This is a genomic window from Corynebacterium tuberculostearicum, assembly GCF_022347235.1.
Lineage (GTDB): Bacteria > Actinomycetota > Actinomycetes > Mycobacteriales > Mycobacteriaceae > Corynebacterium > Corynebacterium tuberculostearicum_F.
Genome location: NZ_JAKRDX010000005.1, coordinates 1 through 25,604, shown reverse-complemented (window position 1 = coordinate 25,604; position 25,604 = coordinate 1). Strand labels below are relative to the sequence as shown.

The window sequence follows — 25,604 nt, the reverse complement described above, 5'->3', positions numbered from 1 at the left end:
AAATGGTCGCTTCGAACGAATTCAATCCGGATAAGATCACCAAGGGTGACGTCTTTACCTCCACCAACGTGGAGGACTTCCCGGTGCCGCACGGCCGCGATGAGGTGTGGCGCTTTGTCTCCCTGCGCAAGCTCCGTGGACTCCACAATGGCGAGTTCGCTGAGGCAGTGGCACAGGACGTCACCGTGAGCGAACATCCAGGGGTAAGCTCCGAGACCGTCGCTCGCGATGACGAGCGCTTGGGCCGCGTTGGTACCCCGTCTGACCGCGTCGCGGCACAGGCGTGGACTTCTATGCCTGAGGGCCAGGTTGTCACCATTGACGCTGAGGCTCAGGTGGAAGAGCCCGTGGTCATTACCTACACCGGCAAGGGCGAGGGCGTAACTTCCTTTGGCGCTACCTCCATCGAGGTAGGCCACCACGCGGAAGCCACCGTCATCCTGAAGTACGTCGGCTCTGGCACCCACGCAGATAACGTCGAGTTCATCGTGGGCGATGGCGCTCACCTGACCGTCGTCGTTGACGTTGATTGGGAAGACGATGCCGTACACCTGTCTAACCACGTGGCACAGCTCGGCCGCGATTCTGTGCTGCGCCACAACTCCGCCATCTTTGGCGGCGAGGTGGTACGCATCGTGCCTCGCGTGAACTTCACCGAGCAAGGCGGCGACGCAGAGCTGCTGGGCGTCTACTTCGCTGATGAAGGCCAGTACTTTGAAAACCGCATGTTGGTGGATCACTCCGTCCCTAATTGCCGCTCCCACGTCCTTTATAAGGGCGCACTGCAGGGCACCAAGGACAATGAGGCCCGCACCTGCTGGGTAGGCGATGTCCTTATCCGCTCCAATGCACAGGGCACCGATACCTACGAGACCAACAACAACCTGATCCTGACTGAGGGCGCTCGCGCGGACGCAATCCCTAACCTGGAGATTGAGACCGGTGAAATTACCGGTGCAGGCCACGCGGCCACCGTTGGTCGCTTCGATGACATCGAGTTGTTCTACCTGATGTCTCGCGGCATTCCAGAGGCTGAAGCACGCCGCCTCATCATCCGTGGCTTCTTCAATGAGGTCATCCACCGTATTCCGGTGCAGTCCCTGTCCGAGGAATTGGAAAACCGCATTTCCGAAGAACTGGAAAAGATCTCCGCCTAACTCTTTCATAGAAGGAAACCCACACACATTATGTCTACTCTGGAAATTAAGAACCTCCACGCCCAGGTGCTGCCGACGGAAGAAGGCGGCGAGCCGAAGGAAATCCTCAAGGGCGTTAACCTGACCATCAACTCCGGCGAGATCCACGCCATCATGGGCCCGAACGGTTCCGGCAAGTCCACCTTGTCCTACACCATCGCCGGCCACCCAAAGTATGAGGTCACCGAGGGCGAGGTGCTTCTCGACGGCGAAAATCTGCTGGAGATGCCCGTCGATGAGCGCGCTCGCGCCGGCCTCTTCCTGGCGATGCAGTACCCAACTGAGGTACCGGGCGTAAAGGTCTCCCAGTTCATGCGCTCCGCAGTCACCTCCATTCGCGGCGAGGCACCGAAGCTGCGCGAATGGAACAAGGAGCTTACTCAGGCCCGCGAGAACCTGAAGATTGATAAGTCCTTCATCTCCCGCTCCGTAAACGAAGGCTTCTCCGGCGGTGAGAAGAAGCGCCACGAGGTTATGCAGCTGGATATCCTGAAGCCGAAGTTCGCAGTCATGGACGAGACCGACTCCGGCCTGGACGTTGACGCTCTGCGCATCGTGTCTGAGGGCATCAATAGCTACCAGAAGGAAACCAATGGTGGCATCTTGATGATTACCCACTACAAGCGCATCCTGAACTATGTGAAGCCGGACTTCGTCCACGTCTTCGCTGATGGCCACGTCATCAAGACCGGTGGCGCTGAATTGGCGGACCAGCTCGAGTCTGACGGCTACGACCAGTTCCTCAAGTAAGGACCGACCCTCGGCCGGTCAACCGCGACTATCCAAAGAAGATTCATGTCTGGATTTGATGTAAACGCAATTAGGGAACAGTTCCCGATTCTCCAGCGCACGGTGCGTGGCGATAAGCCACTGGTGTATCTGGATTCGGGTGCTACCTCCCAGCGCCCGCTGCCGGTATGGAAGGCGGAAGAGGAGTTTGTGCTGCACACGAACGCCCCTGTTCACCGCGGTTCCTATCAATTGGCAGAAGAGGCCGATGATGCCTACGAGTCCGCGCGCCAAGCTATCGCCGCATTTGTGGGCGCGGACCGCGACGAAATCGCCTTTACCAAAAACGCCACTGAGGCCCTGAACGAAGTTGCCTATGTGCTTGGCGACGAGCGCGCGGGGGACCTCTACGTGGGCGAGGGCGATACCGTTGTCATCACCGAATTGGAGCACCACGCCAACTTGGTGCCGTGGCAGGAGCTGTGTGCTCGCACCGGCGCTACGTTGAAGTGGTATTCCATGACCGAAGACGGACGCATCGATCTTGATTCGCTCGAGCTCGATGATTCCGTCAAGGTAGTTGCGTTTACTCACCAATCCAATGTCACGGGTGCCGTGGCGGATGTGGATGAGCTGGTGCGCCGCGCCCGCGCGGTGGACGCCATGGTCGTCCTCGACGCCTGCCAGTCGGTGCCACACATGGCGGTTGATTTCCATGCTTTGGACGTGGATTTCGCGGCCTTTTCCGGCCACAAGATGTGTGGCCCCAGCGGCGTTGGTGTGCTGTACGGCAAGGATGAGCTGCTCAAGAAGCTGCCACCTTTCCTGACCGGTGGCTCCATGATTGAGATCGTCAAGATGGAAGAGACCACCTTTGCCGAGCCGCCGACGCGCTTTGAGGCGGGCACGCAGATGACCAGCCAGGTGGTTGGCCTTGGAGCCGCGGTGAAGTTCTTGGAAGAAGTGGGCATGGACAATATCCACGCGCACGAAAAGAAGCTCACCGAGCGCGCATTGCGCCAGCTCAAGGAAATCCCTGGTCTGCGCATCATCGGTCCAGACACTACCGAAAATCGCGGTGGCGCCATTTCCTTCACTGTGGAAGGCGTTCACCCGCACGACTTGGGCCAGGTCCTCGATGACCACGGTGTGTCCATTCGCGTTGGCCACCACTGTGCGTGGCCACTGCACCGTGCCTGCGGCGCACAGTCCACCGCCCGCGCTAGCTTCTACCTTTATAACACCGAGGAAGAAGTAGATAAGCTGGTGGACGCAATCAAGGCTGCCCGCGAATTCTTTGGAGTTGCCTCATGAACCTAGATTCCATGTACCAGGACGTCATCCTGGATCACTATAAGAACCCCCAACACGCCGGCCTGAGGGAGCCGTATCAGGCAGAGGTTCACCACGTGAACCCGTCCTGCGGCGATGAGCTGACCCTGCGCGTGCGCCTTTCCGATGACGGCAAGACCGTCGAGGACGTCTCCTATGACGCGGAAGGTTGCTCCATTTCGCAGGCTTCTACCTCGGTTATGGCTGAAGAGATCGTGGGGCTGCCGCTCGCGGAAGCCAATGAGAAGCTGGCCGAGTTTGAAAAGATGATTACCTCTCGCGGCCAAGAAGAGGGCGATGAAGACCTCATCGGTGACGGCGTTGCCTTCGCCGGCGTGTCCCAGTACCCAGCGCGCGTCAAGTGTGCGCTCCTCGGATGGAAGGCCTTCCAGGCTGCTTCCGCCGATGCACTAACTGAAGTGGAGAACTAGATGACCGAACCCGTAGATCCTTATCAGAACGAGAACTCTTCATTCTCCGGCAGCGGCGAGCGCCCGGAGCAGACCGAAGAGCAGATCTCTAAGGCCTTTGACGGCACCGAATTCATGCGCGATGTCATCGACCCCGAGCTCGGCATTAACGTCGTCGACCTGGGCCTGGTCTATGACCTCTGGTTTGAAGAGGACAATGGCAAGGAAATCGTCATGATCAATATGACGCTGACCTCGCCGGCCTGCCCGCTGACCGATGTCATTGCGGAGCAGGTCGAAGACATCGTCAAGGCCAATAAGCTGGCCGATGCCGTCCGCATCAACTGGGTATGGATGCCGCCATGGGGACCGCAAATGATTACTGAGGAGGGCCGCGAGCAGCTTCAGGCCCTCGGTTTCGCGGTTTAAAATCGCGTATTAATCACACGCCCCCAGCAGCGCATTTCTCGGATTCGGGAAGTGGCTGTTGGGGGCGTTAGTGCGTCTTAGCGTTGGCCGCGTCAATTGCTAGACTATTTCTTCGTGATTGTAACCAATGATTTCGAAGTCAGGGTAGGAGCGCGCACGCTTCTCGACGCCCCCGGGCAGCACCTCCGCGTGCAGCCCGGCGACCGCATTGGCCTCATCGGCCGCAACGGCGCGGGCAAGACGACGACCATGCGCATTTTGGCAGGGGAGACGGAGCCTTATGGTGGTTCTGTGACTCGCTCGGGCCCCATTGGTTATCTGCCCCAGGATTCCCGCGAGGGAAATATCGAGCAAACGGCGCGCGAGCGCGTTCTCTCCGCACGCGGCCTGGATGATCTTAAGCGCCGCATGGCGAAGCAACAAGAGCTCATGGAATCGGCCACGGACGATAAGTTCCGGGATAAGGCTATCCGTAAGTATTCCCGCTTGGAGGAGCAGTTCGAGTCGCTCGGCGGCTATGAAGCCGATTCCGAGTGTGCGCAGATTTGCGATAATTTGGGCCTGCCACAGCGTGTCCTAGACCAGAAGCTCAAGACCCTCTCAGGCGGCCAGCGTCGCCGCGTGGAGCTGGCACAGATCCTCTTTGCAGCTACTGAAGGCTCCGGCAAATCCCAGACCACGCTGCTCTTGGATGAGCCGACTAACCACTTGGATGCCGACTCTATTACGTGGCTGCGCCAATTCCTGTCCAAGCATGAGGGCGGGCTCATTATGATTTCCCACGACGTCGAACTGCTGGAGGCCGTGTGCAACAAGGTGTGGTTCCTTGACGCGGTCCGCGGCGAGGCCGACGTCTACAACATGGGTTATAAGAAGTACCTCGATGCCCGTGCTACCGATGAAGCGCGGCGTCGCCGAGAGCGTGCCAATGCGGAAAAGAAGGCGTCTGCACTGCAAAAGCAGGCTGCCAAGCTCGGTGCCAAGGCAACCAAGGCCGCCGCGGCAAAGCAGATGCTCCACCGTGCTGAACGCATGATGAGCGAGCTCGACGAGGTCCGCGTGGCCGATAAGGTGGCCAATATTAAGTTCCCCGAGCCGACGCCGTGCGGCAAGACGCCCATGAATGCCAAGGGTCTGACCAAGATGTACGGCTCGCTGGAGGTTTTCGTGGGCGTAGACCTCGCTATCGACAAAGGCTCTAGGGTGGTTGTTCTCGGCTACAACGGTGCAGGTAAGACCACCCTGTTGAAATTGCTTGCCGGCGTGGAACGCACCGATGGTGAAGGTGGCATCGTCAGCGGCCACGGCCTGCGCATCGGCTACTTCGCGCAGGAGCATGACACCATCGACCCGGATAAGTCCGTGTGGCAAAACACTATCGATGCCTGCCCAGACGCGGATCAGCAGGAGTTGCGCAGCCTGCTTGGCGCCTTCATGTTCTCCGGTGAGAAGCTGGAGCAGCCTGCGGGTACCCTCTCCGGCGGTGAGAAGACGCGCCTTGCGCTAGCCGCCTTGGTCTCCAGCCGCGCGAACGTCCTGTTGCTAGACGAGCCGACCAATAACCTGGATCCGATTTCGCGCGAGCAGGTGCTTGATGCACTGAAAACGTATACGGGCGCTGTGGTGCTGGTGACGCACGATCCGGGTGCGGTTAAGGCACTGGATCCGGAACGCGTGATCATCATGCCCGATGGTGATGAGGACCTGTGGTCCGATGACTATATGGAGATCGTGGAGCTAGCTTAGGGATTTATGAAGACACTGCTGGAGAGGATGCCCGCTTGGCGGGAGAAGTTTTGGCTCATCCCCGCCGTGGCGGTGGCCATCGCCGCGATCGGCGCGGAATTGCTCATTGCGGTTGGTAGCAATTTTGACGTGTCGGACACGCCCTTTTATGACGGCAGCGCCGATAGCGCGCAAGGGATTTTAAGCGCGGTAGCAACCTCGTCACTCTCCTTGGCCGGCACCGTCTTTTTCATCACGCTGACCGCGCTATCCGGTGTCGTCACGGTGATGGGCCCGCGCCTCCTGCACGAGTTTTTAAAGGATCGCTCCATTCAATCCACGTTGGCGATCTACCTGGCAACCTTTATTTTTGCGCTCCTATCCCTGCGCGCGGTTCGTACCGGCGGCGGTGGGGTAGAAGAATACGTTCCTTCCCTCAATGTAGCCGTCACGGTTCTGCTGGCCATCGCCTGCGTTGTCTTCCTCATCTACTTCATCGTGCACATTGCGCAATCCATCAGCATGTCCCACGTGGTGCACGTGGTTGCCCAAGACGTAGAAAGCCACATGCGCCGGCTCATCCGCCGCGGTGAGGAGGAGGAGAAAGTAAAAGCGCCGGGGCCAGAGTTCTACACGAACGCGCAAAAGCGCCGCAGTAGTGAGACTGGCTATCTCAAATTCGTGGACTATGACGCCATCGCGCAGGCTGCAGCGCAAGAGGATTGCGCGGTGCACCTCGGCGTGGCACCGGGAGACCTCGTATTGGAAGGCGAGGTCATTGCCCACGGCGTGCCACGTTTGCCGGAAGATATTGAGCGTCATATCGTGCTCACGCAACACCGCGAAAACGCCTCTGCCCACGATCCTCGGTTTACCGCTCGGCACCTTGCAGAAATTGCTGCCCGCGCTTTGAGCACCGGCGTTAATGACCCATTTACGGTAATTGACATCATTGACCGCTTTACCCAGATTCTCACCGTGATTGGGGATAAGCGGCTTCCGCAGGGCATTGTGCATGTGGACGGCGAATTTCGGCTGGATTATCAGACCTTTAGCTATGACGAGATCGTCGAGGCGATGTTTACACAGATTCGGCGCGATGCGGCCGATAATGCGGAGATCTACCTCAGCATGCTGGATAACCTCGCTAAGGTGGTTGCCCTCCTTCGCACAGCGGAACGCCGGCGCGTGCTTGACGACACCGCCCGGGCCATCTACTCCGATGCCCGCCGCCAGGTAGGCGGCGAGGTGGAGCTGAAACAGTTGGAGGCCTCCTACCAGCACTTCCAGGCCAACCTAGCTGCGTGGGCGGAATCCGATAAGCCAGGCGAGGAGCACGCCGCGGATTAGACCGCGGCGCGGTTGTCGCTGGCGCTAGTTGCGGAATCCATGCACCGGGGCGGGGATGAAGCCGCCGCGGTTTATGAACTGCGTATTGCCCACCTGATTGACCGGGATGACAGGGGCGTAGCCAAGAAGCCCGCCGAAGCTGACCTCGTCGCCTACCTGGGCGCCAGGTACCGGAATGACGCGTACTGCGGTGGTTTTATGGTTCATCACGCCAATGGCGGCCTCATCAGCGATCATGCCCGAGATCGTCGCGGCAGAGGTGTCGCCCGGCAGGGCAATCATGTCGAAACCAACCGAGCAAATAGCGGTCATGGCCTCCAGCTTGTCCATGGAAATGGAGCCGGACTTGACCGCGTCGATCATGCCTTTGTCCTCGGAAACGGGGATGAAGGAACCTGACAACCCGCCCACGCGGGAACAAGCCATCATGCCGCCCTTCTTAACGGCGTCGTTAAGCAGAGCCAAGGCCGCAGTGGTGCCGTGGGTGCCTACCTGGTCTAGGCCCATGTGCTCCAAGATGTGCGCAACCGAATCGCCCAATTCGGCGGTGGGGGCAAGCGAAAGGTCGATGATGCCGAAAGGCACTCCCAGGCGCTCCGAGGCCATGTTGCCCACCAGCTGCCCGGCGCGAGTGATCTTGAAAGCAGCCTTCTTCACCTCTTCTGCAACCTGGTCTAAGCTGGCCCCCTCGAGCGAGCCCAAGGCACGGTCGACCACACCCGGGCCGGAAACGCCCACGGAGACCACGCAATCGGGTTCCTCAATGCCGTGGAAGGCGCCGGCCATAAAGGGGTTATCTCCCACGGAGTTTGCAAAGACCACGAGCTTGGCGCACGCAATGGCGGAATCGTCTTTGGTCAGCTCGGCCGCTTCCTTGATGACCTCGCCCATCTTCTTGGCTGCATCCATGTTGATGCCCGCGCGGGAGCTGGCGATGTTTACGGAGGAACACACGACGTCCGTAGTAGCCAGCGCCTCCGGAATGGAGCTGATGAGCTTTTGCTCCGCGGTGGTAGCGCCCTTTTCTACCAAGGCGGAATAGCCGCCCACGAAGTTGACGCCTACCTCCTTGGCTGCCTTGTCCAGTGCCTTCGCCGCATCAACGGGGTTTCCCTCTACGCCGGCCACCACCAACGAGATGGGGGTGACGGAGATGCGCTTATTGACAATGGGGATACCGAGCTCGCCCTCGATGCCTTCGCACACCTCGACGAGGCGCCCTGCCTGCTGGGTGACCCGGTCATAGATGGCCTGGCAGGTGGCCTCCATGGTGGAGCGGGTGCATCCGAGGAGCGAGATGCCCATGGTCACGGTGCGGATATCGAGACGATAGTTCTCAATCATCTCGATGGTGTCCAAGATATTGGTGGTATTAAAACGCGTGCTCATATTAAATTTCGTTCATGGCGGTGAAGAGGTCTTCGGACTGAATGCGGATGGACTGGTGCTTTTCTTCCGCAACGGGGCGCATGCGCTCCTTGATGGTCTGGATGGAGACCTTGTCCGCATCGAATTCGACGCGCAGGATCATGGTGAAGTATCCGCCCATGAGCGTCTGGGAGACGTCAATGACGTTGATATCGAGTTCTGCAAGGGTAGTGGTCACCGCGGCGATGATGCCGGTGCTATCGGCACCGGTGACGGTCATAATGGCATACATGCGTGCAATTCTATCTGCTTGCCGGGCGCGCCGCGGTGGTTTGTGTGTGCCGGAGTAAGGAGGCCGTCTGCACGCTGGCCGCGCCGTTGTTACCGTGGGGAGGTATGACTGATAAGAAGAAGATTCTGTACATCGGTGGACACGGCAAGGTCGGGCTGCTGACCGCCCCTAAGCTGGTTGAGGCCGGTCATGAGGTCCACTCCCTCATCCGCAATCCGGAGCAAAAGGCCGAGATTGAAAAGCTCGGCGCGACCCCAGTTATGGCGGATATTACTGAACAATCCGTGGATCAGTGGGCAGAGCTTTTCGCCGCTTATGACGCTGTAGTCTGGGGCGCCGGCAATGGCGGCCGCGGTGGGGCAGACCTCACCTGGGCCGTCGACCGCGATGGCGCCCTGGCTACCCTCGACGCCATGGACAAGTTGCAGCAGGAGGGCAAGGATGTGCCCGCCTATGTGATGATCTCTTATGTCGGCTCCCAGGTAGCAACCACGGATCCTGCCGATGAGAAGTGGTATGCCTATGTGGAGTCCAAGAAGGAAGTAGACAACCGCCTTGTACAGGCCAGCTACCCGCACCTCATCCTCAAGCCAGCGATGCTAACCGAGGAACCAGCCAAGGGCATTGAGCAGATTGAGGATAAGATGCTGAAGGAGTCTCTGACTTCTTCCCGCGAGCTGGTTGCGGACGTCATCGTCGAGTCCCTTGGCCGTGAAAACCTGCCGGATTCCCCGCTCGCCTTCGTTGATGGCGACAATCCGGTGAGCTCCATCAAGTAAGACGCTAGACTGGCTGGCATTATGACTGCCAAGCCACCAGCTGTACTTATTGATTGCGATCCCGGCGTCGACGATTGCCTCGCCCTTATGTACCTGGCGGGGCTGCATCATGCCGGGGAGATCGAGCTGGTGGGGGTTACCACCACGGCCGGCAACGTCGAGGTCCACCGGACCGCGGATAATGCCCGCTGGATTCTGGACCTGTGCTCGCTTTCCGACGTCCCCGTAGCCCCCGGCCTACCCCAACCCCTCAAGGTAGATCTCACCACCACCCCTGAGACCCATGGCCCGACAGGGCTGGGCTACGCACACGCCCCCGCTGCCGCCGCCAAGCTACAACAGCGCGATTGGCAGCAGGTATGGGAAGGAGCATTAGCCACCCATGACGATCTGCAGCTGATCGTTACTGGACCGGTCACCAACCTTGCGGCCTTCGAAGCAACCCATAGCGAGGCTGCCGCGCGCTTCGGTGCCATCACCATCATGGGCGGCGCGGTCAATTACCGCGGAAACACCACGCCAACTGCCGAATGGAACTTTTGGGTGGATCCGCACGCCGCCGCCCAACATTTTCATTCAAACGCCCCACGCGTTCTCACCACGCTGTGTTCCCTCGAAGTAACGGAACAGTTTCTCATTACTCCGCAGCGCCTAGACGAGGCCTTGGAATTGTTGGGGGAGCACCCCACGGCACAAATCCTGCCGGACGTGCTGCGTTTTTATTTTGAATTCCACCAGGCACAAGGGGAGGGCTATCAAGCTCAGATCCACGACCTTTTGACCTGCATGATTGCCCTGGGGCGTATCCCTTATGAAGCGATAGAAACCACCGTGGACGTCGAGGCGGAATCGCCACTGCTGCGTGGCACGAGCGTTGCGGATTTGCGCAACCATTGGGGGCGCGCCCACAACGCTCGGCTGGTAACAAGAGCAGATATAGAGGCCGCACACCACGAATGCGCGCGGGGATTGACGCTATTGGCTTCGCATTAGTGGCTTTTAGCACGCAGAGCCTCTACTATTATCCGCGGCGCACGTGCCGTGCGAGCTCGCTTTCCGAGGTGACATAGGAAAGCAGCACCATCCGCGGTCGGCGTTTACTTTGCCCATTTTTCGGTATATGGATTTGGACTTTTACTGTGTCACAGCTTTCTCTCACCCCCGTCCGCAAGGCTATGGTCATCGCGGGTGCACTCATCGTCGCCGCAACCTGGATTTATCTGGTTCTTCTGCGTCCTACTGATTGGGAATCCGTTGCTGGCTCGACCGAGGCGCTCATTACCCTCGCCGGCTACCTCGTTGGCGCCGCGCTCCTTCTCACCGGCACCGTTCCGGCATTACCGGCGCGAACCATCGCCATCATCCCGGTAGCACTAGTGCTCAATATTGTTGTCGGCGAAATCATCGGTTCTATCGGTGTTCCGCTGTATATCGACTCCGTGGGAACGATCCTGGTAGCCGCGCTCGCGGGACCCATCGCCGGATTGGCTACTGGTACCTTGTCCTCCGTCGTATGGGGACTGTTGAACCCCGCCGCTTTGCCCTTCGCCGCCGTGTCCGCCGCCACGGGGTTCCTCTCCGGACTGGTAATCAAGAAGGGCGCTTTCACTAAGGTGTGGTGGGTCATTCTCAGCGGCGCCATCATTGGAATCATTTCCGGCATGCTCGCCGCACCAGTGGCTGCCTTTGTTTATGGCGGTACCGCAGGTCTTGGTACGGGCGCGGTTGTTTCGCTGTTCCGAGAACTGGGCAATTCCCTCATCGCCTCGGTTACGCTGCAGTCCTTTATTTCGGATCCCCTGGATAAGGCACTGGTCTTCCTCATTGTCTGGGCAGCGGTCAAGGCACTGCCGCAGCGCACCCGAGAATCCCTTCAGCCACGTTAATGCACGGCCTTCATCCCGCCACCGTTGTCACCATCGCGGCCTGCGGCTGGATCCTTACTTTGGCGCTGAATAACCCGGTGGCGTCGGCAAGCGTAGCGCTCATCGCCCTAGCCTGCGGTACTGCCGCTACCCGCAACGCTTCCGTGATTTTGACAACATTGGCGCTAAGCGCCCCAGCGGCCCTTTCCATGCTGGTCATTCACGCCCCCTACGGTGATGACCCAGTGCTGCCGCTGCTAACAAGCGACGGCCTGGTTCTCGCCGCCACCCTCACCCTCCGATTCTGCGCCCTCATGGCCTGCTTCATCGCGGCCATGGCAGCCCTGCGCATTGCTGATATCGCCAAGTGGCTGCAAGTGTCGCGCGCTGGCCACAAGGTCGCGTATATCGTGGGAGCCTCCCTACAAACCCTGCCCCAAGGCGCGCACGCTTGGCGTTGCGTCCGTGAAGCCAACCAGCTCGCCGGCATCACCGTGACCTGGCGCAATACCATCTCGCGCGTCATTATTCCTGTCATCGCTCGCCTCCTTACCCAAGGAACCCAACGTGGCCAGGCCCTCGCCGCCGTCGGATTCGACCAGGAAGGGCAACGCACCCTACTGCGTCCCGTTGCCGATTCCATGGTCTCCCGCGTCTTACGCTTCGTCATTCCGGTAGTTAGCCTTGTGGTGGTGATTGCTACATGGATCTAGCCCGCATTAAGCCCACCTCTGGGGCCATTTATCAAGTACTCGTCGAACCTGACACAGCCGTCGAAGACGTTGCCGTGGAACTAGCCGAGCACCTATCTACCGAAGCCATCATCGGCACGGATGCCTCAGCACAGATTAGCTTCCTGCGGGAAACCTGTATCGAAGAAGTAGTTTTAGGCCTCGAAAATGCCGGCGTGCCTGCCCCTGAAATGCAGCGGCGCGGGGAGCGAATGCTTCGCGCTGTAGGACTGTCTGACTACTGCGAACATGACCCAACGCAGCTATCCGGTGGCCAAACACGCAGGCTTGCGGCTGCCTGTGTCGCCATTCGCGATCCGGAAGTCATGATTGTGTGCGAGCCCGCAGCCGGGCTTGATGCTGATTCGCGCACGCAAGTGGTTCGCCTCTTGCAGTCGATGCCGGAGACTTGCGTCATTTCCGTTTCTAGTTCCTCCTGGCCAGAATTGGGTGGGGACATCATTGGCACAGACCCACTCGTAGCGGCCGTCGACTTACCGCGTGTTTCCCCAAGTCCCCGGACTGGTAGCATCGGTCCGCTAACGGCACGCCGGGGTGCAGCAAAGAAGAAATGGTGGCACTTTTCTCAGCCCCGTGGCACTTCCTTCAGCGTCGGACCGGTAGAAATCCCTATCACGGAATCTGCGGTTACGTGGCTGCGCGGCGATAATGGCAGTGGCAAGACCACGCTCCTGCGCGCTGCTGCTGGACTCGAAGGCGCCGGAGCTGTCCCGAATCCACCCGCTCTTGCCCTGCAATCGCCGTTTGATCAGGCAGTATTCCCAACGGTGGAGGAATTCGTCCCCAATGACACCGTGCGCAACCTGCTGGGACTAAACCCCGCAGACCATCCTCTCGATTTATCATCGTCTCGCCTGCGGCTAGCGCAAGTTGCCCACGTGATCGGACAGCAGCGACCGGTGGTCCTGCTCGACGAACCAGACACCTTGCTTTCAGCTGCCGACCGCTGGCTCATGCACCAACTCATCCACTACGCACTGCAGTCCGGCAGCGCCCTCGTAGTTACCTGCCACGATTCTAAGTTTGTGGCAGAAATAGAAACCTATGCTGAAGTAACGGAAAAAACACTGCTGGCGCCGCAGCTATAAGCGCATACAAAACTGCTCCCGGCTCTCTCCAATATCAGTTAAGAAGCAGCCGGGAGCAGGATTGGATGTACGGGGGATTACTGTGGGCTCGCCTGAGCACCGCGGATGGATTGCTCTACTAAGTCAAGAACATTTTCTAGTTCCGCGGTATCGCCCAAGGCAAGCCGATTAATGAATCCATCCATAAATACCTCAAGATAGATGGCCAAGGTATCGATTTCTACATCATCCCGAAGGCGGCCCTTATCCGCATTAGATGCCAAGCGTGCGCGAACGGCTTCATCACGAACCGACTGGTTTTCCTTCCACCGAGCGGCGAACGAGGGGTCAGTGCGTAGCAGGGAGGTGATTTCCAAGCGTGTGGCCAGCCAATCGTGGCGCTCAGGATGTTGGAGCATTTCCCGCATGACTTCTACCAAGCCATTTTGAGCCACGACTTCGGCCTGACGAGCGGCATCTTCTTGCGCCAAGGCAAGGAATAGTGACTCTTTGTCACCGAAGTGGTGAAAAATTGCGCCACGTGACTTACCCGTAGCTTGTTCGAGTAGCCGAACAGTCGCTCCCTCGTACCCGTGCTCTGCAAAGCAGCGGCGGGCACCTACGAGAATGTCGTGCCGGCGGCGGCTAAGTTCAGATTCGCTCACGATGGGCATAGTAGGGAACTCTCCTTAATGGGGGATATCTAAAGATTGTTTAATCAGTAATTTTAAATAAGAAATAAAATCGACGTGACGAAACGCGGGGCCGCATTGCCCTTCCTGAGAGAGGGCGGTGCAACCCCGCGTTGTCGACTGAACTTAGTCCTTTAACCCATCGGTTGGGCTAAAGGACTGCGCGAAGACGCTTAGTTCTTGACCATCTGACGCAGAACGTACTGCAAGATGCCGCCGTGGCGGAAGTAGTCAGCCTCACCCGGGGTGTCGATGCGGACGTCGGCATCGAACTCGACGGCCTCGCCGGACTCCTTGGTAGCGGTGACGTGGACGGTCTTCGGGATGGAGCCATCGTTGAAGGCGGAGATGCCCTCGATGTCGAAGGTTTCCGTACCATCCAGGCCCAAGGACTCGTGGGACTCGCCCTGTGGGAACTGCAGTGGGATAACGCCCATACCAATCAGGTTGGAGCGGTGGATGCGCTCGAAGGACTCAGTAATAACAGCCTTCACGCCAAGCAGGTTGGTGCCCTTGGCTGCCCAGTCACGGGAAGAGCCAGTGCCGTACTCCTTGCCGGCGATGACAACGAGCGGGATGCCGGCTTCCTTATAGTTCTGGCAAGCATCGAAGATGAAGGCCTGCGGGCCGCCTTCCTGGGTGAAGTCACGGGTGTAGCCACCGGTGACGTCGACCAACTGGTTGGCCAGGCGAATATTCGCGAAGGTACCGCGCATCATAACCTCGTGGTTACCGCGACGGGAACCCAAGGAGTTGTAGTCCTGGCGGGCAACGCCGTTTTCATCGAGGTACTGCGCGGCCGGGGTGCCCGGCTTAATAGCGGAAGCAGGGGAGATGTGGTCAGTGGTGACGGAATCGCCCAGCTTTGCCAGAACGCGTGCGCCCTTGATGTCCTCAACCGGGTTCGGCTCGGTTGGCATGCCATCGAAGTAAGGAGCCTTGCGGATGTAGGTGGAATCCTCATCCCACTTGAAGGTCTCACCCTCCGGCACGTCCAGGTTGCGCCAAGCATCGTCGCCCTTGAAGACGTCGGCGTAGTCAGCCTCGTACATCTCGCGGGAAATAGCGGACTGGATGGTGTCCTCAATCTCCTGCGGGGAAGGCCAAATGTCCTTCAGGAAGACGTCGTTGCCTTCCTTATCCTGACCCAGCGGCTGAGCATCAAAGTCAAAGTCCATGGTGCCGGCAATGGCGTAGGCGATGACCATGATTGGAGAAGCCAAGTAGTTCATCTTGACATCCGGGGAGATACGACCCTCAAAGTTGCGGTTACCGGAAAGGACCGCGGCGGCAGCGAGGTCGTTCTCGTTGATGGCTGCGGAAACCTCGTCCGGCAGTGGGCCGGAGTTACCAATACAGGTGGTGCAACCAAAGCCGGAGAGGTAGAAGCCCATGGCTTCGAGATCCTTCCACAGGTCTGCACGCTGGAAGTAGCCATCAACAACCTGGGAGCCAGGAGCACAGATGGTCTTAACCCATGGCTTGGACTGCAGACCCTTTTCTGCTGCCTTACGGGCGATAAGGCCTGCGCCCACCATAACGGATGGGTTAGAGGTGTTGGTACAGGAAGTGATGGAGGCAATGGCAACCATGCCGTGGTCCAAGGTGAACTCGCCACCGTTTTGGGACTCAACGGTAATTGGGTTGGAGTGACGGCCCTTCGCGCCAGTAGCCGAGGACTCGCCGTGACCCTCACGAGCCTTGTTCAAGCCGCCAGTGACGTCCTCCATAACTGGAGCGCCGCCTTCTGCGGACATGCGCTTTGCCTCGACAGAGGATTCGTCAACGCAAACCTCGTCGGTGGTGTAGTTAGCCAGATCCTTGCGGAACTGCTCCTTGGCCTCGGTCAGCAGGATGCGGTCCTGCGGGCGCTTCGGGCCGGCAATGGAAGGAACAACGGTGGACAGGTCCAGCTCGAGGTACTCGGAGTACTTTGCCTCTGGAGCGTCCTCTTCCAGCCACATTCCCTGTGCCTTGGCGTAGGCCTCGACGCGGTCGATCTGCTCCTGCGGGCGGCCGGTGAGCTCGAGGTACTTGGTGGTCTCCTCGTCAATCGGGAAGATCGCAGCGGTGGAACCGAACTCAGGGGACATGTTGCCGATGGTGGCGCGGTTTGCCAGCGGGACAGACTTAACGCCGTTGCCATAGAACTCAACGAACTTCTGAACAACGCCGTGCTCGCGCAGCATCTCGGTGATGGTAAGAACGACGTCGGTTGCAGTGACGCCGGTAGGAATCTCACCGGTCAGCTTGAAGCCTACGACCTTCGGGATAAGCATGGATACCGGCTGGCCGAGCATGGCAGCCTCTGCTTCGATGCCGCCGACGCCCCAGCCCAGAATGCCCAGGCCGTTTTCCATGGTGGTGTGGGAGTCAGTACCGATACAGGTATCCGGGTAAGCGAGGCCCTCGTTGTCGAATACAACGCGGGACAGGTACTCGATGTTTACCTGGTGGACGATGCCGGTTCCTGGAGGAACAACGCGGAAGTTGGAGAAGTTCTCAGCACCCCAGCGGAGGAACTGGTAGCGCTCTTCGTTGCGCTGGTACTCAATTTCAACGTTCTTTTCCAGCGCATCAGTAGAGCCGAAAGCCTCAACGATGACGGAGTGGTCAATGACCATTTCGGCCGGGTTGAGAGGGTTAACCTGATCCGGGGTGCCACCCAGTGCGGAGACGGCCTCACGCATGGTAGCGAGGTCAACAACGCAAGGAACACCAGTAAAGTCCTGCATGAGGACGCGTGCCGGGGTGAACTGGATTTCGGTGTCCGGTTCTGCTTCCGGATCCCAGTTTGCCAAGGCGTTAATGTGATCCTTGGTTACGTTCTTGCCGTCCTCGTTACGCAGCAGGTTTTCTGCCAGCACCTTGAGGGAGTAAGGCAACTTCTCCAGACCGGAGACGGTGTTGATGTCAAAGTAGTCATAAGACTTGCCGTTGACGTCAAGGGTCTTCTTGGCCTCGAAGGAGTTCAAGCTTTCAGTCACAGGGAGCTCCATTCCTTGTTAATAAACAGTGTGTTCTGTTTGGTACTCGCCGCCAGTCGTCACCGCGGGGCAGTGCTCGGCATCATTGGTCACTGGTGTGACGCGATGCGACCATGGGGCCCGCTGTGTTGAAGGCGACAAAGAACGCGATGGTTCACCTAGATATTGTAGAGGCTAAAACCTTCGGTCGCTGCCATTGTAACAGTACAAGCGTTCTGTTTTCACCTTTTCTGGAAAATTGGCGAGTTGAGGAAATGGGTTCCTGTGTTCTGACCGTATCTTGGGGGAGAAGAAGTGTAGGAGCCCTATATATAAGGAAGAGATACACATGGTTCCCGCGGGCGTAGATGTAGCTGATTTGGCAGGTCAGCTCGAAGTGGACGGCGTGGCCTACACGTCCCCGGTGCTCAGCCAAGATGCACAGCTCAACGCGGAGGTAGCTCAAGGCTTGCGAGACGGTGACGGAGTGGCCGTGGTTGATGTGATAGCTGATCATGCGCCTGACGTCCGTGACATTGCCCAAGAGCTCCAGGACGCGACAGGGTTGAATACCGTCATCGTACAAACCCCTCGCCATGTTTCTTCCGTTAGTGACACTTATAGCCGCGCTGACATTGAGTCGGTGCAGGCACAGATCCCGCCTGGGGTTGAACAAGTAGACCTTCTGTCTGAGTACTACAGGGGGCTAGACCAAATCAGCTTCCCGGTCGGCGCAGTGGTGGGGGCAGTTGCCGTAATCGCCGTGATTGTATTGGTTGGCTCTTTCCTAGCGGCCGGCCGTCGCAAGCCCTAATGGTTGAAAAGGATCTACGGAACCTGAGGGTGCGAGACGGGCTAGTAATGAAAGTCGGGCGAGAAGCGTGGAACATGGCCTTCCAGAATTCGACAAATAGTACCTGAAAATTAAGTTTGTTCGAGAAAGTATCACGTTAGAGGGTGAAACTTTTGCGGGCCTTTGATGCGCGGAAAATTCGGGCAACTGACCCGAAGGCGTGTACTGAAGGGCTCCGGGCGAATGTGGATGACGCAGTTTCGTTCACTCACGGGGTGCCGGGAGGGTCGGTTGCGGATTGGGGAGGCAGAAGTTCGGCCTGGACTTAACGTGAGCCGGATACCTAATTGGGGATCGTGGATGGGGCGGGGGAGTGGTCAAAGTAAACCCTTAGGGGTTGACATCCGGTGGGGGAGTGGTTGAGTTGTCCTGGTTATGGTCAGACTCGGGGCTAGTAGGGCGTATGGGGCTCCGGTTGTCTAGTGATTAAAGTCACAATAACGGGATGGTAACAAAATCATTGCAGGTTAGGTGCACATGTTGAGTCATGTGAATTAACTTGACTCACGTGAATTGCGGGAAAATTGTGCGAAACGGGCGTGTCGTGACGTAAGGTTCGGTTGTCGACTCAGGAGACATTTCTTGCTTCCTGGGTTCATGGGCTTAGCCTTGACTGTCACGAGAGAACTCGCACGGGTATGTGGGGAAGCACGCCTCAAGCGAAAGTTAGAACGTCGAGTGGCCGTTCTTGGAAGTCAATGAACCGGGACCTATCGATAACGATTGGGACGCAGGCAAAGAACTTGAGCGATTACAATGTTCGAAAAATTACACATCAACCCACCTTCCGTTTATGAGGTGAGACGGGTTCATTAGAACTCCACCGTGTGGAAATTTTGGTGCGAACCTTTATATGGCTAAGGCTGAAAGCCTGTTGTTACAGAAGGTGCGTACGGAGAGGTCCATAGGGATAGGGTCCGGGAACGCCGAATCACTCCACAAGGGTCAGCCTCGTGCGGCCTGTTCATGGTTTGTGGCTGCTTGCCCTCGACGGCTCGGTAGTGCTCAAAAGGTTAGACCTTTTGGACTCCAGTCGGCGCCGCGGCGAGGTCCGCCAGAACCCATAGAGCAGTTCTCACGGTGCTCAGTGCAACGAAGACGTGATCGGGGCATACGGAATCGCGGGTTGTAAAACGCACCCTGGAGCGTATGTCGCGCGCAGCGCAAGAATAGAAGTGGATTTCACAGTCGTGGGACTTTGTTTGAACAGAGGATAGTTGTAGACCATCTGTGTCCGGCTTGGCGGACTCGCGCAAGTAGACCTTTAGGCTCTCTTGCCAGGGTACGAGTTGTCCGGATGTCGCTGTTGTGGGGAAACAGTAGCGATTTGAGGCGGCCAATATTTGGCGCGAAAAGTTCACAACTTTCTCTAGTTCCAACATGAAAGCCCTAAGTCTGCTGAGCGTCCACAGAATGTGCACACCCGGAGTGAAGTCTCAGCCAATGTAGGCAGTCCAATACCAATTACCGCTCTAGTGTCTGCGGGCACCAGGGGATAGTTTCGCGTATCTATAAATAACTACTCGAGGCGAACCTCTAGGCCGCCCAATAAGGCATGCGATAACGCCTGTGTTTGTGCGAAATATACAGGCGGGGATCCCGGGCATACCTATGTCCGGAGTCTTCATGGACTCTCACTAAACGAGCAGCGTGGGCCCAAACTAGGAGTATTTCAGTGGCCACCATTCGCCTTCCGCGCATTCGACATGTTCGCGCTTTCATTGCTGCAGTAGCAGGTACCGCAGCTATTTCAACGCTTTCCACCGTAGCCCCAGCGGGCGCCGATGAAGTATCGACGCCAAACCCGGGTACGGTCCAGGATCAAAACTCAGACCACGTAGCAATTGACCGTGCGGTTGCCAATGCAGATTCACTGCAGGCCGCTGTAGAGGAGTCCCGGGCAGAGCTAGGTCGCGCGGAAGCGGATGTTTCCGGAGCGGAAGACCGTATTGCTCAGATTCGAACCCAATTGGAACAAGTGAATGGCGAGCCGGGCACTAATGAAGAGTATGTTGCCAGCTTGGAAGATGAGCTGCGCCAGGCGGGGGAGGAAAAGCGAGAAGCCGAGAGTCGGGTCGCGCAGGAGCGTCGAGAGCTGGCCCAGAATGAAGCTCGACTAAACGCTACCCAAAGGTTTGCGGAGGCCACTTTTGCCCGCCAGCAGCAGGCTGCGCCCCAAGAGGGGGCAGCAAGCGGGATACAGCTCTCGCAGCAGGATTCTCTTCCAACCTCGCCAAATCAAGTTGATAATCTTGATTCTGCAGCTTCGACTAACGCCTTTACGGTCAACTCTGAAGACTTGACTTCCGAGGACAAGTCTCAGGGCTTTACAGATGAGGTAGTAGATCGGGGCTCGCTTGAGGCTCCTGGCAGTGCGGACGTTGCCGATAATCCGGAGGCTCCATCCGTTGCTGAGCAGGAGAAGACTACTCCAGAAGCGGACTTCGGAAACGCCCTCAACAAGGGTACAACGCCGACGTTCCAGAACGTCGATTTTGGCACTGGATCCTCCGTGAACGATGCGCTCGGACTTGCGAATGATATCGCCGCAGCCGTTGATGAGGACGATGTGCGCACCCTCATGCAAGGTTCATCTGACTTGCTTGGTTTGGGCAGTCCGAACACTGCACCTGCCGCCAGTGTTGACGCTCCCGAGGTGGATGAGGTAACTGAGTCCGAGGAAACCACCACTGGTGCAGATGCGGGCCGAGACGCTCAGATCGAGGCCGTGATTTCTCGCGCCGAGTCCCAGGTTGGTGTCCCTTATGTGTGGGGTGGCGGCGATAATAATGGTCCTACTGGTGGGCTTCGCGATGGTGGCGTGGCTGACTCCTTCGGTGACTTCGGTCAGTCTGGCTTCGATTGCTCGGGGCTAGTCAAGTACGCCTACGCGGCAGCCGGCCTGGACCTTCCTCATTACACTGGTGCGCAGTACCAGCAGGGTAAGAAGGTTCCTCGTGCGAATGCACAGCGCGGTGACCTTATCTTCTACGGAGCTGGTGGAAGCCAGCACGTAGCTATCTACCTAGGCGACGGCCAAATGATTGAAGCGCCACAGTCTGGTCAGACTGTTTCAGTAGTTCCAGTTCGCTGGGGTGGCGCTACTCCCGATGTTGTGCGCCTTCTCTAATCTCCAACTTTTGGTTGGTATGGTTTAGGGCATGACTGACGCACAACAGAATGCCCAAAACTTCGACGCCCTCCTCGTTCTTTCTTTCGGTGGCCCGGAAGGAAACGAGGAGGTCGTTCCTTTTTTGGAGAACGTTACCCGAGGTCGAGGTATCCCTCGCGAGCGGCTAGAAGTGGTGGGCGAGCATTATTACCACTTCGGAGGGGTAAGTCCGCTCAATGCGCTTAACCGCGAAATCATCGATCACCTCGAAGTGGAGCTGAAAAAACGCGGACATAATCTACCTGTCTACTTTGGCAATCGAAATTGGCACCCCTTTGCCAGTGAGACTGCGGAGAAGATGTCTCAGGACGGGGTGCGCAAGGTAGCTGTCTTCGCTACCTCTGCATGGGGTGGGTACTCCGCATGCCGGCAATATGATGAGGATATTCAGCGGATGCGCGAGCATCTGGCGGAGCAGGGTCTGCCGGACATTGAATTTACTAAGATTCGCCAATTCTTCGACCATCCGAAGTTCGTGGCAGAAATGGCAGCCGCTGTCACGGAGGTCTGGGGACAGGTTCCGGAAGAAAAGAAGGAATCCACTCGCTTGCTGTTTACCGCCCATTCGGTTCCCGTCGCGCACGATAACGTGGGCGGCGCAGAAGGGGATAAAAACCTTTACTCCCGCCAGGTGGCAGAGGCGTCGCGGTTGGTGGCCGCACGGGCCGGTATTTCTGATTATGACCTTGTATGGCAGTCACGTTCGGGCAATCCACGCACTCCGTGGCTCGAGCCTGACATTATTGATCACACCACTGATATCCACCACAACGAAGGTATCGACACGGTAGTGGTGTGTCCGATTGGCTTCATCTCAGACCATATGGAGGTCATCTGGGATCTCGATTCCGAGCTGCAGAAGGCAGCCGAAGAGATGGGCGTCAAGGTCCTGCGCACTCGTACAGCGGGTCCGACTCCACGGTTTGCGGAGATGGTCGTTGATCTCATCGATGAGCTAGAGCAGGGCCGCGAGTGGGAGACCAGCGGGAGCGTCACGGTGCAAGGGTGCACAGTCAATGGTGAGCCGTGCGCGGCGGGGTGCTGCGATATCTGGTCGCGTTAACGGGCAAACTCTCCAAGCGCATAAGACACGCCCGTCATGCGGGCCTGGCGGATGTGGCGCCACAAGCGAAGCAATTGTGGATCAAGGCTGTGGTCATTGATGCGGTCAGTGACGGTTTCGATGATCGCGGCCACTCGGTCGGCACGGGCAAAGAGCTTGGCTGCTCGAGCTGGCGTTGAACGGGGAAGTCCGGGTGTGTCATAGAAGTCGCTCAGGGTTCCCACGGTGAGGCGTGGGTTGGGCAAGGCCTCGGTGCTATACCCGGTTGCGGCGATGAGATCGGCGGACTCATTGGTTGCCTGAGAGAGGAGGGCATCAGCTTCACCGGGGCTTAGCCAGGCGGGCGCGGGGAGCTGCTGCTTTTCGACGACCACTTGCCACGCTGTATGGCTGTGGCGAATGTGGGGGACGAGGACTAAGTTACGCAAGGGATCATTGGTGCGAACTATGATTGCCCCGGCAGAACTTTGTGCGGCCGCGCGATAGGACTCCGATCCTGCCGGCAATGCGGGTGGCTCGCCTGGCCCGGACAGTGCGAGGCGCACGATAGGTTCTGCACGTACACCGCGATGAGCGGTAAGCTCGGAGGTCTCCGCGCGCAGCATGGCTAACACATCGACGAAGGGGGATTCGTCCAAGCATTCTGGACGTCCGCCTAGTTCAGTAAGCGCGTCCAGCAAGTCATCGGTGGTTTCATGTCCCCACAGCCACGAGCCAAGCCAGACGGCGGTGTTTTGTAAAGGTGACCATACTTCGGCGCGCATATCCATGGCGAGCCAGTCTAGTAGATAGACTAACGGGCCATGAGTTTTGATCCTTATGGCGGAGATATTTTTGCTGGCCACTCGCGGTCGAAGCCGCGCCAGTACCCGGAAGTACCAGCCGAGCCCGGAATGGTAGTGGAAGTGCGCGGCGATGACTTTGTGGGGGCTGTTATGGGCGTGGATAAAACCGTTTTCGGTGAGGTGGTACGCCTTGAGGATCGCCATGGCGTAGAACGGGTCTTTAACCTGGTTAAAGGCGGGTTCCTAGTGGAAGGAAAGCCGGTAACGCTTACCCGGTACGTCGAAAAGCAGGCTCCCCGCAAATCCAACTCCGGCTCCCGCCGCGTAGAAAACGTGGAGGCAAAGGTTGCCGCGCCATCGCGCATTTGGGTGGAGGGCGTGCATGATGCCGCCATTGTGGAGAAAGTGTGGGGTCACGACCTGCGTGTGGAAGGCGTGGTCGTCGAATACCTCGAGGGTTTGGACAACTTGGAGGCGCGCCTCGCAGAATTTCAGCCAGGGCCGGGCCGCAGGGTCGGCGTATTGGCCGATCACTTGGTTCAAGGCTCCAAGGAAACCCGATTAACGGAAACCGTGGGAGAGCATGTCCTGGTCACTGGACACCCCTTCATCGATATCTGGGCGGCGGTAAAGCCGCAGCGCGTAGGCCTGCGCGAATGGCCAGATGTGCCCTACGGCGAGGATTGGAAAACCGGTATTTGCCGCCGCGTAGGGTGGAGCGACCCGAAAGATGGGTGGCGTCATGTCTATAACTCCGTGCATTCCTTCCGTGACCTGGACTCCAGCCTGATCGGCGCCGTGGAGCGCCTCGTGGACTTCGTTACTACACCTGAGTTGAGCAAGTCCGACTTGCTCTAGGGGTGGGCAAGGTTGGCGCGTTCAATTAGGTTGACGGCCAACTGCCACCCCGCCATCTCCGCGCTCCAGCCGGCCGCTTGGAGGCGTTGCGACATGGCTTGCTTGGAAATTCCTAGCTCTTCGGCGGCCTCATTCTGGTTGAGTCCTGCGCGGACGAGCGAGGTTGCTTCGCGCCCTTCGATGGTGCGCTTGTGCAGAACGTACCCAAGCAGGGCAAAGGTGGCTGCAATATCACTTGCCTCCGAGGCGCGCCCGCGCTTATTGAGTTTGGCGTAGACCTGCCCCATGCGGGCGGACTTCCGCAATGCGGCGGTTGCTACCTGGCGCGCGCCTTCCTCATCTTCCTGGTTGCCGGGGCTAATGCCGATGCCGATGGCCCAGTCGCCGTCGGCAAGCAGGGCCATGACCACGTCGCACACGGCAGTTGCTGAATCAACTACGGCGCAAATATCTTCCACGCCGAGCACGTGGAACTCGCCCACACCGTTGAGGGTGGATAGAGCCGTTGCAGAACGTTGGACCAAATCTGCGCGACGCACGGAGCGGCCCCGGTAGCGGGCGTGGACAGCAAGCACAGAAATCCTCCTTAAGGAACCAATTGCGAAATAGTCTACCGCTCGTACTTGACTTATGGGCGAGTGGGGAGACGTGAATCCATATACAGCCCGCCCATACCAATCGCGGCAAAAGCTACCATGGCGACAATGATGCCGGGCGACGTGTGGCCGGTGAGGGCATCGCCGAAGAAGACGCCGAGGGCAGTAGTCGGGATGGAACCGAGGAGAGTGGCCACGGTGAAGTGGCTAAGCTTCACCGGAGTTAGGGCGGCAACGTAGTTTAGGAGGCTAAAGGGGACGCCGGCCACCATTCGCAGCGAAGCGATGGCCAGCCAGCCGCGCCGCTCTAAGTGGGCATTGATTTTAAACACTGCGGGGTGGGTCAGGTGCGGACGGATCCAGTCTCCAAGGAGCGTGCGGACGATGAGGAGCGACAGGGCCGCAGACACCGTCAAGGCGCACAAGGAGAGGGCGAGGCCCTTCCATGGGCCAAAAAGTATTCCTGCGGCTACCGTCCACAACGTCCGGGGAAAGGGAAGCTGCGTAAATATGACATAACCTAGGGTGAAAAGGAGAGGAAACCACGCGCCATAGCGGGTGGAAGCGTCGCGCAGCTGGGACACGTCCGGCAGATCGAAGAAGTAAAGGAGGGTGACGCCGGTGACGATGGCGGCGAGGACGGCTACCCAACGACGCATCGACCACTGGAGAATTGACCGCCAAGCGGACCAGGCGAGCGATTTGAGGAAATGGCCGAAGCTGCGCGCCCAACTCAAAAGTGTGGTCATGGGGGAGATCGTAGTCCTTGTGGGAGTACTGAATAGAAAAATCCGGCGGCTACCTTAGTGGTAACCGCCGGTCCGGTTGTGCCCGAGGGGGTGTCTGGTTCCATGACATCGTTCCGCATGTCTTATGAGATAGTTCCGGTCTAACCAGCACTAATGTCTCATTACATCGATCCGGTAGAAAACTCTGAAGTTAAATTTGCCCGGCCGCGACAAAAAGTGATGTCTCGAGACATCGATCCTCCATGCTTTAAAAATGGAGCAGAAATCAAAACCAAGCCCAAAAATCATCATCGAAACCATGCTTGCTACCGGCATGACTCAAGCCGAAGTGAGGTTACCCTCGTTTAGTGGACACCCTATTTGTACGGATCCTGTGTCCGTAGGAGAGGATGTTCATTGTGAGTCAACAGCGCAAGAAGTACACGCCGGAGTACCGGCGTGAAGCCGCGAACTTGGTAATCGAGTCAGAGCGCCCGATCGCTCATGTGGCTAAGGAGATTGGCGTCTCCGCCGGGCTTTTAGGCCGGTGGGTCAAACTCGAGCGTGAACGCCGAGGGGCCTCGGATGGGATGAGTG

Annotated in this window: 24 protein-coding genes; 17 read left to right on the top strand and 7 right to left on the bottom strand. The window is 58.2% G+C overall.

Annotated features, from left to right (window positions below; translation table 11 throughout):
* The first annotated feature begins 2 nt into the window (after nucleotides 1-2).
* The 7 genes from sufD (at nucleotide 3) to MHK09_RS03975 (ending at nucleotide 7,171) form a co-directional block, all read left to right on the top strand.
* A complete protein-coding gene (sufD, locus tag MHK09_RS04005) occupies nucleotides 3-1,157 on the top strand; it encodes a Fe-S cluster assembly protein SufD (RefSeq protein ID WP_005328395.1) in 1,155 nt (384 codons plus the stop codon).
* Between the two features lie 30 nt (nucleotides 1,158-1,187).
* Nucleotides 1,188-1,946, top strand: coding sequence for a Fe-S cluster assembly ATPase SufC (sufC, locus tag MHK09_RS04000; protein ID WP_005324834.1), 759 nt, complete (start codon nucleotides 1,188-1,190; stop codon nucleotides 1,944-1,946).
* 45 nt (nucleotides 1,947-1,991) lie between these two features.
* Nucleotides 1,992-3,239 (top strand): cysteine desulfurase, encoded by a 1,248-nt coding sequence (locus MHK09_RS03995; protein ID WP_250412714.1) that lies wholly within the window; start codon nucleotides 1,992-1,994, stop codon nucleotides 3,237-3,239.
* Nucleotides 3,236-3,688, top strand: coding sequence for a Fe-S cluster assembly sulfur transfer protein SufU (gene sufU / locus MHK09_RS03990; RefSeq protein WP_005324831.1), 453 nt, complete (start codon nucleotides 3,236-3,238; stop codon nucleotides 3,686-3,688). Before MHK09_RS03995 ends, sufU begins: the two co-directional genes overlap by 4 nt.
* Nucleotides 3,689-4,096 carry a metal-sulfur cluster assembly factor gene (locus tag MHK09_RS03985; RefSeq protein ID WP_250412713.1) on the top strand — a complete coding sequence of 136 codons (408 nt, stop codon included), beginning with the start codon at nucleotides 3,689-3,691 and terminating at the stop codon, nucleotides 4,094-4,096.
* 114 nt (nucleotides 4,097-4,210) lie between these two features.
* The gene (locus MHK09_RS03980) at nucleotides 4,211-5,842 is read left to right on the top strand and encodes an ABC-F family ATP-binding cassette domain-containing protein (protein WP_250412712.1); all 1,632 of its coding nucleotides are present in this window, start codon (nucleotides 4,211-4,213) and stop codon (nucleotides 5,840-5,842) included.
* 6 nt (nucleotides 5,843-5,848) lie between these two features.
* Nucleotides 5,849-7,171 (top strand): DUF2254 domain-containing protein, encoded by a 1,323-nt coding sequence (locus tag MHK09_RS03975; RefSeq protein WP_150851317.1) that lies wholly within the window; start codon nucleotides 5,849-5,851, stop codon nucleotides 7,169-7,171.
* 24 nt (nucleotides 7,172-7,195) lie between these two features.
* On the opposite strand, the gene MHK09_RS03970 is transcribed toward MHK09_RS03975, so the two are convergent.
* Nucleotides 7,196-8,560, bottom strand: coding sequence for a PFL family protein (locus MHK09_RS03970; protein ID WP_005324827.1), 1,365 nt, complete (start codon nucleotides 8,558-8,560; stop codon nucleotides 7,196-7,198).
* A 1-nt stretch (nucleotide 8,561) separates the two neighbouring features.
* The gene (locus MHK09_RS03965; protein ID WP_179386521.1) at nucleotides 8,562-8,831 is read right to left on the bottom strand and encodes an ACT domain-containing protein; all 270 of its coding nucleotides are present in this window, start codon (nucleotides 8,829-8,831) and stop codon (nucleotides 8,562-8,564) included.
* A gap of 104 nt (nucleotides 8,832-8,935) precedes the next feature.
* On the opposite strand from MHK09_RS03965, the gene MHK09_RS03960 reads away from it, so the two are divergent.
* The 5 genes from MHK09_RS03960 to MHK09_RS03940 all read left to right on the top strand — a co-directional run bounded on the left by MHK09_RS03960 (nucleotide 8,936) and on the right by MHK09_RS03940 (nucleotide 13,315).
* On the top strand, nucleotides 8,936-9,610 hold the full coding sequence (locus MHK09_RS03960; RefSeq protein WP_250412711.1) for an NAD(P)H-binding protein: 675 nt from the start codon (nucleotides 8,936-8,938) through the stop codon (nucleotides 9,608-9,610).
* A 21-nt stretch (nucleotides 9,611-9,631) separates the two neighbouring features.
* The gene (locus MHK09_RS03955) at nucleotides 9,632-10,603 is read left to right on the top strand and encodes a nucleoside hydrolase (RefSeq protein ID WP_250412710.1); all 972 of its coding nucleotides are present in this window, start codon (nucleotides 9,632-9,634) and stop codon (nucleotides 10,601-10,603) included.
* Nucleotides 10,604-10,785: 182 nt separating this feature from the next.
* Nucleotides 10,786-11,496: an ECF transporter S component gene (locus MHK09_RS03950; RefSeq protein WP_179387566.1), complete on the top strand. Its 711-nt coding sequence runs from the start codon at nucleotides 10,786-10,788 to the stop codon at nucleotides 11,494-11,496.
* Nucleotides 11,496-12,188 (top strand): energy-coupling factor transporter transmembrane component T family protein, encoded by a 693-nt coding sequence (locus tag MHK09_RS03945; protein WP_250412709.1) that lies wholly within the window; start codon nucleotides 11,496-11,498, stop codon nucleotides 12,186-12,188. Before MHK09_RS03950 ends, MHK09_RS03945 begins: the two co-directional genes overlap by 1 nt.
* A complete protein-coding gene (locus tag MHK09_RS03940) occupies nucleotides 12,179-13,315 on the top strand; it encodes an ATP-binding cassette domain-containing protein (protein WP_250412708.1) in 1,137 nt (378 codons plus the stop codon). Before MHK09_RS03945 ends, MHK09_RS03940 begins: the two co-directional genes overlap by 10 nt.
* 77 nt (nucleotides 13,316-13,392) lie before the next feature.
* On the opposite strand, the gene MHK09_RS03935 is transcribed toward MHK09_RS03940, so the two are convergent.
* Together MHK09_RS03935 and can are read right to left on the bottom strand one after the other, a co-directional pair.
* The gene (locus MHK09_RS03935) at nucleotides 13,393-13,968 is read right to left on the bottom strand and encodes a TetR/AcrR family transcriptional regulator (RefSeq protein WP_005324819.1); all 576 of its coding nucleotides are present in this window, start codon (nucleotides 13,966-13,968) and stop codon (nucleotides 13,393-13,395) included.
* 191 nt (nucleotides 13,969-14,159) lie between these two features.
* Complete coding sequence (gene can / locus MHK09_RS03930; protein WP_250412707.1) at nucleotides 14,160-16,973, bottom strand: aconitate hydratase; 2,814 nt, start codon at nucleotides 16,971-16,973, stop codon at nucleotides 14,160-14,162.
* A gap of 328 nt (nucleotides 16,974-17,301) precedes the next feature.
* Here can and MHK09_RS03925 point away from each other — a divergent pair, with 328 nt between their 5' ends.
* From MHK09_RS03925 to MHK09_RS03915, 3 genes are all read left to right on the top strand, one after another.
* Nucleotides 17,302-17,766 carry an Rv1476 family membrane protein gene (locus MHK09_RS03925; RefSeq protein WP_250412706.1) on the top strand — a complete coding sequence of 155 codons (465 nt, stop codon included), beginning with the start codon at nucleotides 17,302-17,304 and terminating at the stop codon, nucleotides 17,764-17,766.
* Between the two features lie 1,714 nt (nucleotides 17,767-19,480).
* Nucleotides 19,481-20,935, top strand: coding sequence for an NlpC/P60 family protein (locus MHK09_RS11785; protein WP_005328380.1), 1,455 nt, complete (start codon nucleotides 19,481-19,483; stop codon nucleotides 20,933-20,935).
* 31 nt (nucleotides 20,936-20,966) lie between these two features.
* Complete coding sequence (locus MHK09_RS03915) at nucleotides 20,967-22,040, top strand: ferrochelatase (protein ID WP_005324811.1); 1,074 nt, start codon at nucleotides 20,967-20,969, stop codon at nucleotides 22,038-22,040.
* Here the strand turns inward: MHK09_RS03915 and MHK09_RS03910 are convergent.
* Nucleotides 22,037-22,810 carry an Rv1486c family protein gene (locus MHK09_RS03910; protein ID WP_005328378.1) on the bottom strand — a complete coding sequence of 258 codons (774 nt, stop codon included), beginning with the start codon at nucleotides 22,808-22,810 and terminating at the stop codon, nucleotides 22,037-22,039. The genes MHK09_RS03915 and MHK09_RS03910 overlap by 4 nt on opposite strands.
* 33 nt (nucleotides 22,811-22,843) lie before the next feature.
* Here MHK09_RS03910 and MHK09_RS03905 point away from each other — a divergent pair, with 33 nt between their 5' ends.
* Nucleotides 22,844-23,683 carry a DUF3097 domain-containing protein gene (locus MHK09_RS03905; protein ID WP_005324809.1) on the top strand — a complete coding sequence of 280 codons (840 nt, stop codon included), beginning with the start codon at nucleotides 22,844-22,846 and terminating at the stop codon, nucleotides 23,681-23,683.
* On the opposite strand, the gene MHK09_RS03900 is transcribed toward MHK09_RS03905, so the two are convergent.
* Both MHK09_RS03900 and MHK09_RS03895 read right to left on the bottom strand, forming a co-directional pair.
* On the bottom strand, nucleotides 23,680-24,258 hold the full coding sequence (locus tag MHK09_RS03900) for a hypothetical protein (protein WP_005328374.1): 579 nt from the start codon (nucleotides 24,256-24,258) through the stop codon (nucleotides 23,680-23,682). The genes MHK09_RS03905 and MHK09_RS03900 overlap by 4 nt on opposite strands.
* Before the next feature lie 53 nt (nucleotides 24,259-24,311).
* Entirely contained in the window at nucleotides 24,312-25,028 is a 717-nt protein-coding gene (locus MHK09_RS03895; RefSeq protein ID WP_005328372.1) for a TVP38/TMEM64 family protein, read from the bottom strand.
* A gap of 389 nt (nucleotides 25,029-25,417) precedes the next feature.
* Here MHK09_RS03895 and MHK09_RS03890 point away from each other — a divergent pair.
* The coding region (locus tag MHK09_RS03890) for a transposase (protein ID WP_157844602.1) at nucleotides 25,418-25,604 on the top strand (187 nt) is incomplete at its 3' end.